The 15,928-nt window shown below is 30.4% G+C and carries 18 protein-coding genes; 10 read left to right on the forward strand and 8 right to left on the reverse strand.

Going from position 1 to position 15,928, the window contains the following annotated elements; translation table 11 throughout:
* Window positions 1–11 precede the first annotated feature (11 nt).
* From hisH to hisIE, 4 genes are all read left to right on the forward strand, one after another.
* Window positions 12–593, forward strand: coding sequence for an imidazole glycerol phosphate synthase subunit HisH (gene hisH / locus JM80_RS11985; RefSeq protein ID WP_034643453.1), 582 nt, complete (start codon window positions 12–14; stop codon window positions 591–593).
* Window positions 594–658: 65 nt separating this feature from the next.
* The gene (gene hisA, locus JM80_RS11990) at window positions 659–1,387 is read left to right on the forward strand and encodes a 1-(5-phosphoribosyl)-5-[(5-phosphoribosylamino)methylideneamino]imidazole-4-carboxamide isomerase (RefSeq protein WP_144710297.1); all 729 of its coding nucleotides are present in this window, start codon (window positions 659–661) and stop codon (window positions 1,385–1,387) included.
* Between the two features lie 70 nt (window positions 1,388–1,457).
* A complete protein-coding gene (hisF, locus tag JM80_RS11995; RefSeq protein ID WP_144710299.1) occupies window positions 1,458–2,213 on the forward strand; it encodes an imidazole glycerol phosphate synthase subunit HisF in 756 nt (251 codons plus the stop codon).
* An 11-nt stretch (window positions 2,214–2,224) separates the two neighbouring features.
* A complete protein-coding gene (hisIE, locus tag JM80_RS12000; protein ID WP_144710301.1) occupies window positions 2,225–2,821 on the forward strand; it encodes a bifunctional phosphoribosyl-AMP cyclohydrolase/phosphoribosyl-ATP diphosphatase HisIE in 597 nt (198 codons plus the stop codon).
* Here hisIE and JM80_RS12005 read toward each other — a convergent pair.
* On the reverse strand, window positions 2,818–4,305 hold the full coding sequence (locus tag JM80_RS12005) for a HAMP domain-containing sensor histidine kinase (RefSeq protein WP_075695619.1): 1,488 nt from the start codon (window positions 4,303–4,305) through the stop codon (window positions 2,818–2,820). The two genes, hisIE and JM80_RS12005, sit on opposite strands and share 4 nt — an antisense overlap.
* Before the next feature lie 2 nt (window positions 4,306–4,307).
* Entirely contained in the window at window positions 4,308–5,000 is a 693-nt protein-coding gene (locus JM80_RS12010; RefSeq protein ID WP_144710303.1) for a response regulator transcription factor, read from the reverse strand.
* A gap of 217 nt (window positions 5,001–5,217) precedes the next feature.
* Between JM80_RS12010 and JM80_RS12015 the strand changes: the two genes are divergently transcribed.
* Window positions 5,218–6,099: an anti-sigma factor gene (locus JM80_RS12015; RefSeq protein WP_144710305.1), complete on the forward strand. Its 882-nt coding sequence runs from the start codon at window positions 5,218–5,220 to the stop codon at window positions 6,097–6,099.
* Window positions 6,100–6,181: 82 nt separating this feature from the next.
* Here JM80_RS12015 and JM80_RS12020 read toward each other — a convergent pair whose 3' ends face one another.
* Window positions 6,182–6,667, reverse strand: a complete 486-nt coding sequence (locus JM80_RS12020; RefSeq protein ID WP_013622508.1) for a hypothetical protein — start codon at window positions 6,665–6,667, stop codon at window positions 6,182–6,184.
* A gap of 191 nt (window positions 6,668–6,858) precedes the next feature.
* Window positions 6,859–7,299, reverse strand: a complete 441-nt coding sequence (locus tag JM80_RS12025; RefSeq protein ID WP_034643469.1) for a hypothetical protein — start codon at window positions 7,297–7,299, stop codon at window positions 6,859–6,861.
* A gap of 85 nt (window positions 7,300–7,384) precedes the next feature.
* On the opposite strand from JM80_RS12025, the gene truA reads away from it, so the two are divergent.
* Window positions 7,385–8,179, forward strand: coding sequence for a tRNA pseudouridine(38-40) synthase TruA (gene truA, locus JM80_RS12030; protein ID WP_255436770.1), 795 nt, complete (start codon window positions 7,385–7,387; stop codon window positions 8,177–8,179).
* 29 nt (window positions 8,180–8,208) lie between these two features.
* On the opposite strand, the gene cysM is transcribed toward truA, so the two are convergent.
* Both cysM and JM80_RS12040 read right to left on the reverse strand, forming a co-directional pair.
* Window positions 8,209–9,090, reverse strand: a complete 882-nt coding sequence (gene cysM / locus JM80_RS12035; RefSeq protein WP_144710309.1) for a cysteine synthase CysM — start codon at window positions 9,088–9,090, stop codon at window positions 8,209–8,211.
* Window positions 9,083–9,874 (reverse strand): serine O-acetyltransferase, encoded by a 792-nt coding sequence (locus JM80_RS12040; protein WP_013622504.1) that lies wholly within the window; start codon window positions 9,872–9,874, stop codon window positions 9,083–9,085. Before JM80_RS12040 ends, cysM begins: the two co-directional genes overlap by 8 nt.
* Window positions 9,875–9,972: 98 nt before the next feature.
* Between JM80_RS12040 and JM80_RS12045 the strand changes: the two genes are divergently transcribed.
* Window positions 9,973–10,653, forward strand: coding sequence for a DUF2461 domain-containing protein (locus tag JM80_RS12045; protein WP_013622503.1), 681 nt, complete (start codon window positions 9,973–9,975; stop codon window positions 10,651–10,653).
* On the opposite strand, the gene JM80_RS12050 is transcribed toward JM80_RS12045, so the two are convergent.
* Window positions 10,645–11,052, reverse strand: a complete 408-nt coding sequence (locus JM80_RS12050; protein WP_034643478.1) for a hypothetical protein — start codon at window positions 11,050–11,052, stop codon at window positions 10,645–10,647. The genes JM80_RS12045 and JM80_RS12050 overlap by 9 nt on opposite strands.
* 102 nt (window positions 11,053–11,154) lie before the next feature.
* On the opposite strand from JM80_RS12050, the gene JM80_RS12055 reads away from it, so the two are divergent.
* The 3 genes from JM80_RS12055 to JM80_RS12065 all read left to right on the forward strand — a co-directional run bounded on the left by JM80_RS12055 (window position 11,155) and on the right by JM80_RS12065 (window position 14,421).
* Window positions 11,155–12,051, forward strand: coding sequence for a DUF72 domain-containing protein (locus JM80_RS12055; protein ID WP_034643481.1), 897 nt, complete (start codon window positions 11,155–11,157; stop codon window positions 12,049–12,051).
* Between the two features lie 31 nt (window positions 12,052–12,082).
* A complete protein-coding gene (locus JM80_RS12060; protein WP_013622500.1) occupies window positions 12,083–12,472 on the forward strand; it encodes an acyl-CoA thioesterase in 390 nt (129 codons plus the stop codon).
* A 287-nt stretch (window positions 12,473–12,759) separates the two neighbouring features.
* Entirely contained in the window at window positions 12,760–14,421 is a 1,662-nt protein-coding gene (locus tag JM80_RS12065) for a response regulator (RefSeq protein WP_144710312.1), read from the forward strand.
* Window positions 14,422–14,882: 461 nt separating this feature from the next.
* Here JM80_RS12065 and JM80_RS12070 read toward each other — a convergent pair whose 3' ends face one another.
* Window positions 14,883–15,746 carry an RNA polymerase sigma factor RpoD/SigA gene (locus tag JM80_RS12070; RefSeq protein ID WP_013622496.1) on the reverse strand — a complete coding sequence of 288 codons (864 nt, stop codon included), beginning with the start codon at window positions 15,744–15,746 and terminating at the stop codon, window positions 14,883–14,885.
* Window positions 15,747–15,928 lie beyond the last annotated feature (182 nt).

The following is a 15,928-nucleotide window of genomic DNA, read 5'->3' on the forward strand; positions in this document are numbered from 1 at the left end:
TAAAGTTTAAAATGAAAATAGTAATTATAAATTACGGAGCAGGAAATATACAGAGCATTAAATTTGCTATAAAAAGACTAGGTTTTGAAGCCGTTTTAACAGATAATGTAGACGATATTTTAGCTGCAGATAAAGTTATTTTTCCTGGTGTAGGTGAGGCTAGTAGTGCAATGAGTAAGTTACGTGCTAGTGGTTTAGATACTTTAATTCCAACTTTAAAACAACCTGTTTTGGGTATTTGTTTAGGAATGCAGCTAATGTGTAATGCATCTGAAGAAGGAAAAACAAAAGGTTTGGGGATTTTTAACGTTGATGTTGTAAAGTTTTCAAACAAGGTAAAAGTGCCACAAATTGGATGGAATGAGATATCAAACTTAAAAACAAATCTTTTTAATAAAGTAAAAGAGAAATCTCATATTTATATGGTTCATAGTTTTTATGCTCCAGTTACTAACGAAACCATTGCAACATCCAATTATGATGTAGATTACAGTGCGGCATTACAAAAAAATAATTTTTACGGAACTCAATTTCACCCAGAAAAAAGTAGTGAAGTAGGAGAGCAGATTTTGATGAATTTTCTGGAAATGTAGAAGTTTAATTAAGTCTAAAGTTAACAAGCAATTAATTCTTTACGCTTTTTTACAAAAAAACAAAAATGAGAATAATACCAGCAATAGATATTATAGATGGCAAATGTGTACGCTTGTCTAAAGGAGATTACAACACTAAAAAAATATATAACGAAAATCCTTTAGAAGTTGCTAAAGAGTTTGAGGCTCACGGTATAGAGTATTTACATTTAGTAGATTTAGATGGTGCAAAGTCTAAACACATAGTAAACCATAAGATTTTAGAGCAAATAGCGTCTAAAACAAGCCTAAAAATAGATTTTGGTGGCGGATTAAAGTCGGATGAAGATTTACGAATAGCCTTTGAAAGTGGTGCTAACCAAATAACAGGTGGTAGTATTGCAGTAAAGGATAGAGAGATATTTTCTTCTTGGCTTGAAAAATTTGGTGCAGATAAAATTATTTTAGGAGCCGATGCTAAAGATGAAAAAGTAGCTGTTTCTGGTTGGTTAGAAGAATCTAAAGAAGAATTAGTACCATTTATACAAGAGTACCAAAAACAAGGCGTAACCTATGTTATATGTACAGACATTAGTAAGGATGGTATGCTAGAAGGACCTTCTTTTGATTTGTATTCTAAAATTTTACAATCATCAGAAAAAGGTTTAAAACTAATAGCTAGTGGAGGAATTTCTACTTATGATGAACTACCAAAACTAGCCGAAATTGGTTGTGAAGGTACTATAATTGGAAAAGCTATTTATGAGAATAGAATTTCTATGAAGCAGTTAGAAAAATTTATATTAAATAAATAAGAATTTAGAATAGAGAGTACAGAAAAATAGAAGTCTATTTTTTATCTCTTTTCTATGATCCATAAATATTATGTTAACAAAAAGAATAATTCCGTGTTTAGATATTAAAAACGGTCGCACTGTAAAAGGAGTAAATTTTGTGGATTTGCGTGATGCTGGTGACCCAGTAGAATTAGCGGAAATATATGCAAAAACAGGAGCAGACGAACTTGTTTTTTTAGATATATCTGCCACAGAAGAGCGTAGAAAAACATTAGCAGACCTAGTTTTACGCGTTGCAGAAAAAGTAAATATACCATTTACTGTTGGTGGTGGTATTTCATCAATTGAAGATGTAGATATATTGTTGCAAAATGGTGCAGATAAAGTATCTATAAATTCATCTGCAGTTAAAAATCCACAATTAATAAACGACTTAGCAGCCAAATTTGGATCGCAGTGTGTGGTTGTTGCCATAGATGCTAAAAATATAGATGGCAACTGGGTTGTTCATTTGGTTGGTGGTAAAGTACCTACGGAATTAAACTTGTTTGATTGGGCAAAAGAAGTTGAAAAAAGAGGAGCAGGAGAAATTTTGTTTACGTCTATGGACAATGACGGTACTAAAGATGGTTTTGCTAATGAAGCATTAGCTAAATTATCAACCGAGCTAAATATTCCAATTATAGCTTCAGGTGGTGCAGGTTCTATTCAGCATTTTACAGATACTTTTAAAGATGGTAAAGCAGATGCAGCATTGGCAGCAAGTGTTTTTCATTTTAAAGAAATAGAAATAAAAGAATTAAAAGAAGAATTAAAAACTAACGGCATACCTGTTAGATTATAATACTATATAAAATGACAATAGATTTTACAAAAAGTACAGATGGTTTAGTACCTGCAATAGTACAAGACGCTACTACTAAAACAGTTTTAATGCTTGGTTATATGAACCAAGAAGCGGTAGATAAAACTAACCAAACAAAAAAAGTAACGTTTTATAGTAGAAGTAAAAACCGTTTATGGACTAAAGGAGAAGAAAGTGGAAACTTTTTAAATTTAGTTGATATGAAAGTAGATTGTGATAATGACTCTTTATTAGTTGCTGTAAACCCTGTAGGGCCAACCTGCCACACTGGTACAGATACGTGTTGGAAAGAAGAAAACACAAGCAGTTATGGCTTTTTAACAGCGCTAGAAGATATTATTACAGACCGTAAAGAAAACCCAGAAAATAAAGACAGCTATGTAGCATCTCTTTATAGAAAAGGAATTAACAAAGTTGCCCAAAAAGTAGGAGAAGAAGCCGTAGAAGTAGTTATTGAAGCAAAAGATAGTGATGACCACTTATTTAAAGAAGAAAGTGCAGATCTACTATTTCATTACTTAATTTTACTACAAGCAAAAGGCTTTAAATTAAATGATATTGTTACCGTACTAAAAAATAGACATTAGTGCACAGGTAATGTAAAACTAAAGGTGCTGCCTTCTTTAGGTTTGCTAAGTACAGTTATAGTGGTGTCATGCATTTCCATTATTTTCTTAACTATGGCTAAACCTAAGCCAGCACCTCTTTTCTTTTCAGACTTGTCTAGCTGCTTGTATCTGTCAAAAATATATGGTTGCTCATTAATTGGTATTCCGGCACCAGTATCTGTAATATTAATTTCTACTTTTTTAGCTTGTTTTTTAATAGCTAGTGTTACTTTTCCGTTTGGTTCTGTGTACTTAATAGCATTTTCTAATAAATTTTGCAATGCGCGTTCTACCATACTAACATCTGCATACACAAAGTTATTTTCATTAGAAGCATCCATTTGAAGTGTAATTTGTTTTTTTTCTGCGATTACTTTAAATTTCTCAATTAAATCATAAGATAGTTCTGTTATAGAAAAAGGTTCTTTTACAGGAGTAACCTGTTCTGACTCTAGTTTAGAATACTCAAACAATTGATTTATTAAGTTTGATAAACGATCTATATTATTATGAGTAATTTGTAAGTACTCATCTTTTTGAACCTCTGTAAGTGTATCTTTTTTTATTTGTAGTGTTTCTACATATCCTTTTAAAATAGCAAGTGGCGTTCTTAAATCATGAGATACATTAGCAATTAACTCTCTACGCAATGTATCTACAGATTGTATTTTATCAATATTACTAACAATAGTATCTGCCATATCATTAAAAGAATTGGCAAAGACTTCAATATCAGATTTTTCTGGATTTTTGATACGCGCAGTACGGTCTCCTTCCTGAAATTTATTTACAGTACTAATCATTACACGTAAGTTTTTAGTTAAAAACCAAATACTTAATAGTCCTAATAATGCGGCAAAAAGCATAGTTAGTAGAGTAGCGCCAATACCTAACTTCATAAAGTACTGAGATAATAAGCTATTACTTATGGCTTGAAACTCTTGACCAGCAAGAATAATATAAATGTATCCCTCTTTATCTCCGCTCTTGTAAGGAGCAGCAGAAAATATTTTTTTCTCTTCAGTATTTCTTGGGTCGTCACCTAAAATATACTTTTGACCGTCTGTTTTAATAAACTCTTTTATTGGGGCAAGGGAAACGTGTTTTATAGGTTCGTTGGCATCATGTTTTAAAACAACAGAATAAAGTACAGAACCTGCACTGTCTAGTAAATACACTTCTATGCTGCGGTTAACTGCCATCATATCATGCATTAAGTCTCCAAACAACGGCTTATTTACGCTACCATCTTCTAAAAAAGGAGATGCATTTTGAAACTTTTCTTCAATTAAGTGGTTTGCTACTTTAGCATTTACTTTTTGTATAGTAGCTTCATTATATTTATTAGCAAAGTAACCTGTTATTAGTATGTAACAAGCTCCCATCAATAAAATAATAAAAATAAAAGCTAGCCATAATTTTTTAATAAGCTTGGTGCCTAAAACTTTTTTTGATGCTCCCATAATTATATTTCTTCATTAAATTTATAGCCAACTCCCCAAGTGGTAAGTATGTACATTGGTTGTGCCATATTAGATTCTATTTTTGCACGTAACCTATTAATATGAGAGTTTACAGTATGCTCATAACCTTCAAAATTATACCCCCAAATAATATTTAAGAGCTCTGTTCTAGAGTAATTTCTGCCTGGGTTAGATGCCATTAAAACCAACAATTCAAACTCTTTAGGAGATAAATCTATTTTTTGTTTGTTGTGTAGTACTTTACGCTTATCAATATCTATAAAAAGTCCTTCAAAATTTAAGGTAGTAGAATTGTTTTCTTCAACCTTGGGAGCATCAGACCTACGTAAAACAGCTTTTATACGTGCAAGCAATTCTCTAATGCTAAAAGGTTTTGTTAAATAATCGTCTGCACCAATTTCTAAACCTAACACACGGTCAATTTCTTCAGACTTGGCAGTAAGCATTATAACAGGAGTATTTTTTTTGGTTCTTAGTTTTTTACAAACCTCAATACCATCCATAATAGGTAAAGTTAGATCAAGCAAAATAAGATCATAATCGTTTTCTAAAGCTAAATTTAGACCAGTTTCACCATCCATAGCTTTAGTTGTGGTATACACCATATCTGTTAAATGTATTTCCAGTAATTGAATAATTTCTGGATCGTCTTCAATAATAAGTATCTGTTTCATAATATGGTTGCAAAGAAGTTAATATATATCACAAAGCTATCACAAAGCCAAAAAGATTAAGTTGCCAATGAAATTAAGGTTTTTACAGCTTTTATCTTAATAAAATGTAGAAGTTATCACAAATACCTTACAAAATTGGATGTAAAGTTTACTTTTCTGTGATTTCATCGTTAAAAACAACCCGTTAATTTGTGTCATAATCTTAAAAACTCTAAAAATGAAAAAATTACTTTTATTATTTATGGCAACTGCTTTAGTAGTTAGTTGTGATAAGGATGATGACACAAATGAACCACAAACAAAAAACTTAACTATGGGTATTGAAGGTTTAGAAGACCTTGGTGCCGATTATGTTTATGAAGGTTGGATAATAGTAAATGGAGCTCCGGTATCTACAGGTGTATTTACTGTAGATGGTAACGGAAACCCTTCTAAAACATCTTTTAGTGTAGATGCTGAAACACTAGACCAAGCAACAGCTTATGTTTTATCTATAGAACCTGCTGTAGATAATGATCCTGCACCTGCTACTACAAAGTTACTTTCTGGGGCATTTGCAGCAGAAACAGCAACTGTTAGCATTACAGATTTAGTAGGCGATTTTACAAGTGCAAGCGGAGAATTCTTTTTAAGAACACCTACTGATGAAGATGATGGAATGAATAATGGTAATGACCAATATGGAATTTGGTTTGGTATACCAGGCGCACCACCAGCAACTGGCTTAGAATTACCAATTTTACCAGATGGTTGGGTTTATGAAGGTTGGGTAGTAGGTGAAGATGGACCAATTACAACTGGTACATTTATGGATCCTACAGCGCAAGCAGAAGATTCTGGTAATCCTTTTAGTGGAGCTAATCCTGGACCTCCAATTCCTGGTGAAGATTTCTTTAACAATGCACCTACAGGCTTTACTTTTCCTTTAGATGTTAGAGGTAAAACGGTTGTTATTTCTGTAGAACCATCTCCAGATAATAGTCCGGCTCCATTTTTACTAAAACCATTAGTAGGCACGTCAGGACAAGAAACTGCACCAACAACACATTCTTTAAGTTTAAACAGTGACTCTTTTCCAACAGGTTGGGTTAAGAGATAATTTGTTTTAGTCAATAAAAATAGCCTCTAGAAAATCTAGAGGCTATTTTATATATGTTTGTATTGGTTTTGTCTTAGTTTTTTTAAGGCCAAGTATCTAAATCTTCCTCTTCATAACAATCTGTACTATAGTTGCCAATTTTATTTTTACGAATAGAAAATATTTGTAATGTAATTAAACATAAGCCTAAATAAGCAAGTACAATAACTATTCCTACAGGTAAAAAGTGATCTGGTAAAATAAGATCGTTATATGAACTGTATCCAAAAACAATGCTAGCTATATCTACCATTTTGTATACATAATAAGCAAATATGGCATAAAACCCATATTCTAAGTTTCTCATTTCTTTGTCTGGGTACTCGTTTTCTGTGAGTTTAAACCAAAAAGCATACAAATAAATAATATGTACTGTAGCTAAAAGAATAAAGAAATAACTACTTGCTTTGTTAAAATGAAACTTGTCTGTTAATAACCCGTAAAAATTAGAAAAAGATACAATTAGTAATAAAAGTACAGATAACAAGACAGAAAACTTCCAAGAAATTTTTATAGACGGTATTTTCATATAATAATAAATAGAGTATAAAAAGCTGGGGGGCTCTATGTTTAATTTAACACAAAATTATACCATATGTTAAATTAAGTTTAATAAAATCGGTTAAAAACAAAAATATAAGGGTAACTGTATTAGCATAGATAAACGGTATTCTTGTATAGATTATGTGCAACTGTACAAATAAAAAAAACATTTAAAAACTAAGCGAGCCAACCTTTTTTTGTTGCGTAATTTGAAAATAAAAACAATAAAACTGCAATTACTACAATCACTATAGGAAAATAAATAGAGGAGGTGCCAAGTACATTAAGAGCATCACTAATAACAAAAGTGTAAACATTTTGAGCAATTACACCAGCTAAAGAAATTAAAAATACTGTTTTAGCCAGTTTTTTACGCAATAACAAAAGCATACTTGCTAATACACCGCCAAAAACGGCTATTGCGTATGCCCCTGTTACCCATGAAGGTCTTTTGTTGTATAACTCTTGTACTTCTTTGGTAAAGGAAGAAAAAATTTCATCAGACATAAAAGCTTCTGCTAAATATGCTACTACTCCCATACAGTTCCAAATTAAAGCCACTACAGCTATAATATAAAACCAAGTAGGGATTTTACTTGTGGTTGATGCGTTAGTCATTTTGGTTGGTTGTTTTGTTAATTAATTGTAAAATACAAAAAAAAAGTTATTTTCTAATGTTTAGTTTATGCATACTTTTGCTGATGTGAAAAAAAAGAAACAGTACTATTTAATAAGACTACAATTTTTAGGCTACAGATTTAGTGGATGGCAAAAGCAACCAGGCTATAAAACTATTGAAGGTATGCTTGCTAAAACACTAAAATTTATACTGCCAGAACGTCAATATAAAATTTTAGGAGCAGGCCGTACAGATGCAAAAGTGTCTGCTTTAGATGCTGCTTTTGAGCTTTTTTTAGATGGTGAACCGTTACAAGATTTAGATTTTTTTTTAAAGGACTTTAATAAAAATCTACCGTCAGATATTAGAATTGTTAGTGTAAAGCACGTAAAAGAAAAGTTTAATATAATACAGCACAGCAAAGAAAAGGAATATGTGTATTTGTTTTCATTTGGAGAAAAAAATCATCCGTATACCGCGCCTTTTATGGCAAATATACAAGACAACTTAGATTTAGATTTAATGAAAAAAGCAACAAGCTTATTTGTTGGTACACATAATTTTAAAAGCTTTACTGCAAAGCCTAAAGAAAACGGAAAATTTATACGTAAAGTAAATTCAGCAGAAATAAAAGAGAACACCATTTTAAAAGCAAATTTTTTTCCTGAAAAATCTTATGCTTTTCATATAAAAGGAGAAGGTTTTATGCGGTACCAAGTACGTATGCTTATGGGAGCTTTAATTCAGCTCGGAAAAGGAGAAGTTACTCTTTCTGATATTGAAGAGGCTTTAAAGCCCAATAGTACAACTAAGTTTGTTTTTGTTGCTCCAGGATCTGGATTAATGTTGCATAGTTTAGATTTTAAAGATGATGTTTAAATTAAGGTAAACATCATCTTTAAAGTATTTTATCCAAATAAGCCAGATGACAAATACCTGTCACCTCTATCACATACTATAGACACAATGGTGCCACTATCTAATGTACTAGCCAGTTTTGCAGCAGCAAAAGCAGCGCCACCACTACTAACACCAGCAAAAATACCTTCTTTTTTAGCTAATAAAAGTGTAGTTTGTTCTGCTTCTTCTTGGCTAACATCTATAATTTGATCTACTTTAGAAGCATCAAATATTTTTGGTAAATATTCTTGTGGCCATTTGCGTATTCCTGGAATTTTTGTACCTTCTTTTGGTTGTACGCCAACAATTTGTATGTTGCTGTTTTGCTCTTTTAAATAGGTAGATGTTCCCATTATAGTGCCCGTTGTACCCATAGATGATACAAAGTGTGTTATTTCTTTATTAGTATCTCTCCAAATTTCTGGTCCGGTAGATTTGTAATGAGCTTTCCAATTGTCGTTATTTCCAAACTGATTAAGCATTACAGCGCCTTTTTTCACTTGCTCATCTGCATAATCTCTAGCACCTAAAATTCCGGTTTTTGCAGGTGTTAAAGTTACTTTAGCACCATAAGCACGCATTGTTTGTATACGCTCTTTGGTAGATCCTTCAGATAAAACAATTTCTATATCTAATTTAAAAATACCAGCAATCATAGCTAACGCAATACCTGTATTGCCACTTGTAGCTTCAACAAGTTTAGTGTTTTCATCAATATCACCTCTATCTAAAGCGCTCTTAATCATATTATAAGCAGCTCTGTCTTTAACACTTCCTCCAGGGTTATTTCCTTCTAACTTAAAAAAAAGTCTAACGTTAGGGTTTGTATTTAAAACTTTAGACTCAACTAAGGGCGTATTACCTATTAAATCTAGAATAGTATTAGACATTTTGTGTAGTTTTAATTTTAATTTCTGTTTTATGAAAAACTTTAGAGTTTGCAGGTATAGAGCTAGTAACCCATGCATTACCACCAATTATAGTATTTTCTCCTATAATAGTGTCACCACCTAAAATAGTGGCATTTGCATAAATTGTAACATTATTTTTAATGGTAGGGTGCCTTTTGGTTTGCTTTAAGTTTTTAGCAACAAATAAAGCGCCTAGAGTAACACCTTGGTATATTTTTACGTGGTTTTCTATAACTGCTGTTTCTCCTATAACAACACCAGTAGCATGGTCTATAAAAAATGAATTTCCAATTTTAGCTCCTGGGTTAATATCTACACCAGTAAGCCTATGTGCATACTCGGTCATTAAACGCGGTACTAAAGGAAAACCAATAGCGTGTAACTCATGAGCTAACCTGTAAATAGCTATAGCGTAAAATCCAGGATATGCCATATACACTTCTTCTATAGATAGTGAAGCAGGATCACAGTTTACAATAGCCTCTGCATCTAAATTAAGCTTTTCTAATATGCGAGGTAAGGTAACCACGTATTTATCCCAAATCTTTTTACAAGGCTTTTCTAATTTCCAGCAGGCAAGATTCACAAGTTCATCAAACTGCAGCTCTAACTCTTCTAAATTTTTAGCAACAGGTGTTTGTGTATCAAACAAAGTATAAAAAAGCTTTTGGGTAAAAACTTCTGTTTTTTCTTTTAAACTAAAGTTTAAATTGGGTTGCTTTTTATGCAACTCTATCTCTTTAATTACAGATTTTAGTGTCATATGTAATGTATTCAACTATCAAAATTAACCATTATTTAGATAAATAAACTTTTAAAAACAGTTAACTTTAGCATAAATAATAGATTAGTAAGATTTTTATGAAAAATGATGTAATCTCTAAAAATACCTTTAGTTTTTTAAATAAGCTTAAAGAAAACAATACAAGAGAGTGGTTTTTAGAGCATAAAGAAGAATTTAAGATTGAAGAAAATGCCTTTAAAGGGTTTATTACTTTATTAGAAGAAAAACTTAATGAACATGATGATATTGAAAAATCTAAAGTTTTTAGAATTTATAGAGATGTACGTTTTTCTAAAAACAAAACCCCATATAAAGTACATTTAGCGGGTTCTTTTACTAGGGCAGGAGCACGTTTAAGAGGTGGTTATTATGTACATATAGAACCAGGTAATAGTTTTATTGCTACTGGTTTTTGGGCTCCTAATAAAGAAGATTTATTTAGAATAAGAAAAGAGTTAGAGCTTGATGCGTCTGAATTTAGAGAAGCAATAGGTTCTAAAAAATTTAAAGCTGTATGGGGAGAATTAGCTGGTGATGAATTAAAAAGAGCTCCCAAAGGTTTTGATGTTGAGCACAATGATATTGACTTAATACGTAAAAAACAATACATCTTTACCAAAGAATTTACAGACAAAGAAGTATTGTCTTCTAATTTTTTAGATACAGTAAATCAATCGTTTGCTACAATAAGGCCATTTTTTGATTTAATGAGCGATGTATTAACAACTAATTTAAATGGAGAGTCTATTTTAGACTAAAACGGGCTCATCAAAGTACTGTAATTGGTCTTTAAGCCTTGTAATAGCCATAGACATCATTCTTTTATTAAGTGCAGATGAATTTAGTGTATAGGTTTCATATTCCTCTACAGTAAACTGACCTATAATTATGCCTTTAAGAGCATTTCTAAATTTAATGTCTCTTTGTATTGCATTTTCAATATACTCTAGTCTTTTTTCTAAAGAAAGGTTGTAAAATTTGTTTTTGTGTTTTTTAATGTAGTTTTTAAAAACAACCAGAATTAAATCGTTTTGCAATTTAAGAATAGGTCTAATTGTTTTGTTCTGAAAAAGTTCGTCATTACTAATTCCTGCTACTATTTTAGTAGCTTTAATCTCTGGCCTAATACGCAAGAGATCTGTAGATCTTTGGTTCATAACTAGCGTTTTACTAAAGATACAACAACATCTAATTAAATAATTATTACTTAAATATAGTTTTTAACTGGGTTATGAACATTTAACAAAAAGGTATTAAAAATGAAATTTGGAAAAGTAACCAATCCTGAAATAATAGATTTTAAACTACCTAAAGATCATATAGATACTGCTGCAGTATTAAAAAAGTTTTCTGATAGCGGTAATTTTAATGTTTCAGTTGGTTGTGCAAAATGGAATAAACAAGATTTAAAAAACTTTTATCCTAGGGGAACAAAAGACGAATTAAAATATTATGCATCACAATTTAATTCTATAGAATTGAATGCTACTTTTTACAGGGTTTTTCCAAAAGAACAGTACCAAAAATGGTACAATAAAACACCTAGTAACTTTAAGTTTTATCCTAAAATAACCAAAGAAATTAGTCATATTAATAGGTTAAACGCTAATGTTTACCCTATTTTAGATAGGTATTTGGAAGCTACATCAACCTTAAAAGAAAAACTAGGAACAATATTTTTACAATTACACACAAATTTTGATATTACTGAATGGGATAAAGTAGTGCAGTTTGTAAAATATTGGCCCAAAGAATTTAAATTAGCTATAGAATTTAGGAACCCAAATTGGTTTGCAAATACAACTGTAGCACAAGAATTGTATTATTTGTTACAAGAAAATAATATAGCTAATGTAATTGTAGATACTGCAGGAAGAAGAGATTTGTTGCATATGAGACTAACAAACAACGAAGCTTTTATACGTTTTGTTGGTGCTAACCATAAGAGTGATTATGATAGGTTAGAGGAGTGGGCATCTAAATTAGAAAGCTGGAAAGAAAAGGGACTTAAAAATTGTCATTTTTTTGTGCATCAAAATATGGAATTAGAATCCCCTCTGTTATCAGCTAGTTTTATTAACAGTTTAAACAAAAAAGTTGACTCTAATTTAAAAATTCCTAAAACTTTGTTAGATAATAGTCTAACCTTATTTTAATACCTAATTTTGTAATCTAAATCGTAATATTATGAGATTTCACAGTAGAAAATGGGTTAAACCAGGAGATTTAAATGCTAACAAAACACTTTTTGGAGGTAAAGTATTGGCGTGGGTAGATGAAGAAGCTGCTTTGTATACAATTATACAATTAGAAAACAAAAAAGTGGTTACCAAATACATGTCTGAAATTAATTTTATGAGCTCTGCTAAAGAGGGAGACATTGTAGAAATAGGAATAGAAGTTATAAAGTTTGGTGTTTCATCATTAACATTAAATTGCGAGGTACGTAATAAAATGACTAGAGAAACAATATTGACAGTAGACAATATTATTATGGTAAATTTAGATGAAAACGGAAAACCAAAACCTCACGGAAAAACAAAAATTGAATATGTTAGAGATAGACTAGCAAAATAAGACTACACATTTAAAATTTATAAAAGCCTTAGTTTATAGCTAAGGCTTTTTTTATATCAACCTAAATAAACACCTAACTTTTTAGTTTAAAAATTAAGCTTAAATAGGGTAAAAGGTCAATAAAAACGGCTAATAACAACTTTTAAAAACTAATAACTTACAAATAAGGGAGTTTCACAACAAAAAAAGATACCTATATAACATTTTATTGGTAGTACACTGTTAAATATTGAGATTTACATTGTAATAAAATTAATTTAAGATTTAACAACGTAAATTTCCCTAAATTGAAATTGAAAGACTTACATACTTCATTATCAAGTTTACAAGAAAAATTAGACAGTTTTTCTTTTAACGAGTTGTCTGTTAAACAAGCAGACGCGCTTAGGGGTGTTTTAAATAATTTTAAAAAACTACTTGTTAATAGGAGTAATGCACAAGCAACTTCCTCATCTTCACAAAATACATTACAAGGCAAATTAATTACTGAGGCTAATAGCGAAATTAAGAAACCGTTACATAGTATATTAAACAATACAGAAAAACTATTAAAAAGCAACTTAACTATGGAACAAGAAAAAATAGTGAAGGAGATACAGGCTACATCTAATACTATATTAAGTGTTTCTGAGGATTTAATTGGTTTTACAACTAACACTACAGATAGTAATTTAAGCATTCCTATTAAGTTTAAAAATGTAGTTAATGATGTATTGTTTTTATGTAATACATTAATTACCAATAATGAGCTTATCTTAAATAAAGAAATAGATAAATCTATACCAGAAAAGTTAATAGGCGATCCGTCTAAATTATCTCAAATATTACTAAATATTGTAGGCAACAGCATACAAACTACTGCTAAAGGTCAAATTTTAGTTACTGCAGCAGTTAAAGAAAATTATACAGATAATGTAATTGTAGAGTTTAATGTAAACGATACAAATGGTAGTATTTCTGACGATAAAGTTTCACAAATTTTTGATATTTATAGTCAAGATAAATCTAAACTTGGTTTAGGTTTAAATGTTGCCAAAGAGTTAGTAGAATCTCTTAACGGATCCATTTATGTATCTAACAGAGAGTCTGTTGGTACAACTTTTACTTTTACAATACCATTTAAAAAACCTCTAAAACCAGTTACAGCATTTAATGTTGCTAATATTAGTGGTATTAATGTTTTGGTTTTTGAAGATAACAAACTAAACCAAAAGTTACTAGAATTTAAGTTAGACAAATGGCAGTGTACATCTTTTGTTACCGACAATTATAAAGACGGATTAGAAGTTTTAGAAAACAAAATCATAGACATAATTTTAATGGATATGAGAATGCCAGAAAAAAATGGCGATGAAATAGCAGAAATAATTAGAACACACCACAATGTAAGAATTAGCAATACCCCAATAATTGCTGTTACTGCAGATGAAGAAATACAAAAAAGTACAGAATTCAACACCTCAAATTTTACTAATTTTTTATTAAAACCCTACACCTCTGAAGAGTTACTAAATACTTTATTGGAGCAATTACAAAAAAATGCAAGCATGGAAACATTAACAAGTAATCATATTAATGATCACGGAGAAACACGTAAATTAAACCTAACACCAGTTTTAAATGAGTGTATGGGAGATTTAAGTATGCTTCAAGAGTTAGTTAAGCTGTTTAAAAATAATGCCTTAGAATTTATAGGTAAAGCAATAGTACATATAAAAAATGAAGATTATGAGGCTTTAAAATTTGCTACACACAAAATAAAAGCAGGTTTAAAAATGATGAAAACCGATGCTTTATTTGAAAGTGTTTTGCAAATGGAAAATGCAATTAAAGATGATATAGATGTAAAACATTTAAATTTTCTTTACAATTGTTTTATAAACGAATTTCCTTTGGTAGAACAACAGTTAGATGAAGAGTTATTAAGATTAGCTGAAGAAGAATTGTAATTCTTTTAATTTTTAATTGGTGATAATATTAAAGGCATGTTTTCACAACAAAAAATAATAAGTTCACCACATTTTATTGTAACAACAAAAGTGTTTCAGTAGTTTTAAACCAGATTAGAAACCCAAATAACCTACTTATTATGTTATACGATACTTACGGAGAAGAATACCTTAACTTCTTACACGATTTAAACGAAATTTTAAGTCTAAATGAATTAGTAGAATTAGATTACATATAACTGTAGTTGTTATTTAAATATTTTAATAAACCCCAAAATCTTTTGTTATGGCACACCAAAACAACTCGGCTTACTTATCATTTGTAGAGAGCCTAAATGAAATTCTATCAGAAGTAAATATTACCAAGCTAAATTATTCTTAGTGGCGTATTTACACTGTAAAAAGCATAAAAAAAAGAGCAACTAAATTAGTTGCTCTTTTTTTTTAATATATTTAAAAAACTACCCTAAGTATGTTTTTAATATTTTACTTCTAGAGTTGTGCTTAAGCTTACGTATAGCTTTTTCTCTAATTTGCCTTACACGCTCACGTGTTAAATCAAAAATTTGACCTATTTCCTCTAAAGTCATAGAATGTTTATCTCCAATACCGTAATACAACTTAACAACATCTGCTTCTCTAGGAGATAATGTTTCTAATGCTCTATTAATCTCTGTATTTAAAGATTGGTGCATTAATTTTTCATCTGGGTTAGGAGATTCACCATATTTTATAACATCATATAGGTTAGAATCTTCTCCTTCTTTAAAAGGCGCATCCATAGATACGTGTCTCCCAGAGTTTTTCATAGATTGCTTTACTTCACTAACAGACAACTCTAACTCCTTAGCTATTTCTTCTGCAGAAGGTGGTCTTTCATGTGTTTGTTCTAAATAAGAAAATGCTTTCTTAATTTTATTTATAGAACCAATTTTGTTTAGTGGTAAACGTACAATTCTAGACTGTTCTGCTAGGGCTTGTAAAATAGACTGTCTAATCCACCATACAGCATAAGAAATAAACTTAAAACCTCTGGTTTCATCAAATCTTTTAGCAGCTTTTACCAAACCTACATTACCTTCATTAATTAAATCTGGTAATTTTAGACCCTGATTTTGATATTGTTTAGCAACGGAAACAACAAATCTTAAATTTGCATTTGTTAATTTTTCTAGTGCGGCTTCGTCACCGGCACGTATTTTTTGAGCTAACTCTACTTCTTCATTGGCAGTAATTAGATCTATTTTACTGATATCTTGCAGGTATTTATCTAATGATTTTGATTCTCTGTTAGTTACCTGTTTGATGATCTTTAGTTGCCTCATATATCTGTTCTGTTAATTTAAAGTTTAAAACTACAGTATACATTTTAAAATGTTATTTTCCAAACATTTAACATACTGTTTATACATTACTTATTAATAAAAAACTTACTTTTTGTAAATTTAGCAGCTTATAAATAAATTATTGCAGGTTTATTTTATTTGGTAACTTTCGGGCTTATAGA

Source organism: Cellulophaga sp. RHA_52 (assembly GCF_007827205.1).
GTDB classification, from domain to species: domain Bacteria; phylum Bacteroidota; class Bacteroidia; order Flavobacteriales; family Flavobacteriaceae; genus Cellulophaga; species Cellulophaga lytica.